Genomic DNA, 2,496 nt, shown 5'->3' on the forward strand with positions numbered 1-2,496 from the left:
GGCTGATCTATTGAGTGTGATTCAAACTTGTCGTTTTCCAGCTCGTTCAGTAATGACTTTTTTCCGTGAGGCTATTTCTGCCCATTCTTGTGACTTGGCTCGGCCTGAACTCATTCCCATTTTTCAGACCTGAATCCTTACATATCTTTGTTGAATTACCAGACTCATTGGATAAAGTCAAACTTTTAGGCTTTCTCTCCGCTGCTGATATCCACGGCGATACTGTACAAATTTCTGTTGCTGACCTTCAGCCATTTGACCGCTTATCTGACTATTTGGAAACTATTGAATTACAAAATGTTTGAGGAAAAACCATGAATTTGAAACAGCTAAGGATGTCTCTGGCAGGAAAACCCAAACCTGATCCAGCTCAAGCGGTTTGGGTGGTTAATTGCCCTGAAAAAGTAGAAGATGATTTTGCCGGAGCCATCGCTGAAGCCGAATGTGAATTTGAAGATAATTTTCGACCATTCGATCGCCCAGAGGGACGAAAGGAATTTTGCATTGGCAGTACCGCTTACTTAGCGGATTGTGTCGCGCACCTCACTGCTGAAGAAATCGATCGCGATTGGGAATCTGTTTGCAGAATGATGGATTGGTAGTATGAAAACTCAACTTGATGAAGTATCGATCGGACAGGTAGCCTTAGTTCGCTGTGTGTCGAGCATTCTGTTCAGTTCAATGCACCGACAGTATCGATTGTTTCCAGTTTTACCGATATTGCCCTATGAACCGCACTCCGACGCAAAAATCATTCAGTTTCCTAAGCTGCATCTGCACTATGACTACCGATTCTGGTCTGACAAATTAATTCAAGAGGTCAGCTATTCAATTTATAGAACCCCTGATGCTTGGCCATCTCGGGTTCAACTTGACGAGGACGTGATTAATAAACCATTCCTGAAAAAGATGGTTTGCCTCAAAGAAATGCCGTTCATGGGTTCCTATTACAATTTCATGCCTGATTTAGAGGAAGCTTACCAAAATCACATTTTGGTCGATGATATCTGTCCGCATCAGGGGTATAAAACTTTTCCCAGTTCGATCGATGGCTGCGACAGGGTTTGTCCCGGTCATGGACTCGGTTTCAAGAATGGCAAAGTTTGCTCTCGACTCGGCAACGACAGATGAAGTATAGCCGAGGTATACCCAAGGTATATCCGAAGTTGCCCAGTCCAGGTATAGCTAAGGTATAGAGTCAGCAGCGCAATGACGGGAGTAACGCCCGTCAAGCGCGTTCTAATACAACTCCCGGCGTTAGCGAAGCCCTCGAAGAGGATCGCTCCTGATTCATCAAATCCTGTACTTCGTGAGTTAGCCTCTGGGTTTCCTCAGCACTCAAGGAATTTTTATCATGATCATTCAGGTAATCAGCAAAGAATCGCTTCGCCCATATTTCCTCACTTTTAGAATCAATATTATTTGATTTTAAGGCTATTCTTTACTTAGCAAGCAAATTTATAAGCTTCGCCGTAAAGTATTGTTAGCGGATCGATCGTATTATGCACAGCCCAGATTTTTCAATACCTCAAGAAGTCGAAAACCTACTAAGAATTTGTTCAGTAACTGAAGAGGCTTCATGGATTAATGATCAAGGACAGCTCTTACCTTGTGAAGTTAGTCATGAAGTCGTTGCCCCTCAATTTTTACCAGGTAACGCAGCGAAATTAGTTTGTTTTTCTCGACAAAAGTATGTGACGATCGGTTTAACTCCAATCAAACTCTATACAACCAAGGAAAGTGTTTGGGAAAGTGCTTGTCTTGACGCTGTTTCTGAATTAGGTTTGTCCAATACTCAAATTATTACCAAATCGATCGTTACTCAGGTAATCAACAAAGCTACCAAATTGATTGACTCTTTAAATTGGTGGTTGATATAACAGCAATGCCGACTTGTTTCTTGTTTATTGTTTCTTGTTCTAGTAACGTTTTTAGTAATGTTCTAGTAATAGTTAAAGTAAGATTTTGCTTCGCTTGTGAGGGTTTGAGATGGAGAATTAAATAATGGTAGACATAGAACATGGTACTTGGAAAAGCAAAGATGGCAAACTGGTAAAATATACGAAAGAAAATTACCGACTTAATAGTCAGGATGATTTTAACGAGTATCATCTGCAAATTACCAGATGGCCAAAAACTACGTCAATTGAGATTGTAGTGATGAGTGGCGATGAAGGAGATGACTATGAAAACCGATGGTCAGACTCAACAGTTTATCGCTATGTCAAACTGCCTCATGCTGAATTTGAGGCAAAAAGAGATGAACTAATTCAGAAAGTTGTTGAGCTAGCAAATCAACAATTTGGTTATATAACATTTTAATAGCGCATATCTGGGTCGCTCCCAGAATTCTTACGTAAGGATTCAGGTCATGTGAAAAGCAGTAAAACCTATACGGTGTAACCATTTGATCGAATAATCATCAAATATCCATTCTTATTAAGAAACCCTGAAAGCTTTTATTTTCGTACCTATTGAGAATCAAGCTGTTGATTT

General features: G+C 40.5%; 5 protein-coding genes. All 5 read left to right on the top strand.

Annotated features, from left to right (window positions below; genetic code table 11):
- The first annotated feature begins 167 nt into the window (after positions 1-167).
- The 5 genes from ACUVJL_RS10285 to ACUVJL_RS10305 all read left to right on the top strand — a co-directional run bounded on the left by ACUVJL_RS10285 (position 168) and on the right by ACUVJL_RS10305 (position 2,322).
- Positions 168-305: a hypothetical protein gene (locus tag ACUVJL_RS10285; RefSeq protein ID WP_445245750.1), complete on the top strand. Its 138-nt coding sequence runs from the start codon at positions 168-170 to the stop codon at positions 303-305.
- A gap of 9 nt (positions 306-314) precedes the next feature.
- Positions 315-602, top strand: a complete 288-nt coding sequence (locus tag ACUVJL_RS10290) for a hypothetical protein (RefSeq protein WP_445245751.1) — start codon at positions 315-317, stop codon at positions 600-602.
- 1 nt (position 603) lies between these two features.
- The gene (locus tag ACUVJL_RS10295; RefSeq protein WP_445245752.1) at positions 604-1,131 is read left to right on the top strand and encodes a hypothetical protein; all 528 of its coding nucleotides are present in this window, start codon (positions 604-606) and stop codon (positions 1,129-1,131) included.
- Positions 1,132-1,502: 371 nt separating this feature from the next.
- On the top strand, positions 1,503-1,880 hold the full coding sequence (locus tag ACUVJL_RS10300; RefSeq protein ID WP_445245753.1) for a hypothetical protein: 378 nt from the start codon (positions 1,503-1,505) through the stop codon (positions 1,878-1,880).
- A 124-nt stretch (positions 1,881-2,004) separates the two neighbouring features.
- Complete coding sequence (locus ACUVJL_RS10305; RefSeq protein WP_445245754.1) at positions 2,005-2,322, top strand: hypothetical protein; 318 nt, start codon at positions 2,005-2,007, stop codon at positions 2,320-2,322.
- Positions 2,323-2,496: the final 174 nt, after the last annotated feature.

The sequence above is a fragment of the Microcoleus sp. OTE_8_concoct_300 genome (assembly GCF_031383065.1).
Taxonomy (GTDB): Bacteria; Cyanobacteriota; Cyanobacteriia; order Cyanobacteriales; family Microcoleaceae; genus Microcoleus.

What these genes read in the sequence shown, in the direction of transcription:
- ACUVJL_RS10300 (WP_445245753.1), top strand. Translation starts at nt 1,503, where the DNA reads ATGCACAGCCCAGATTTTTCAATACCTCAAGAAGTCGAAAACCTACTA.
- ACUVJL_RS10295 (WP_445245752.1), top strand. Translation starts at nt 604, where the DNA reads ATGAAAACTCAACTTGATGAAGTATCGATCGGACAGGTAGCCTTAGTT.
- ACUVJL_RS10305 (WP_445245754.1), top strand. Translation starts at nt 2,005, where the DNA reads ATGGTAGACATAGAACATGGTACTTGGAAAAGCAAAGATGGCAAACTG.
- ACUVJL_RS10290 (WP_445245751.1), top strand. Translation starts at nt 315, where the DNA reads ATGAATTTGAAACAGCTAAGGATGTCTCTGGCAGGAAAACCCAAACCT.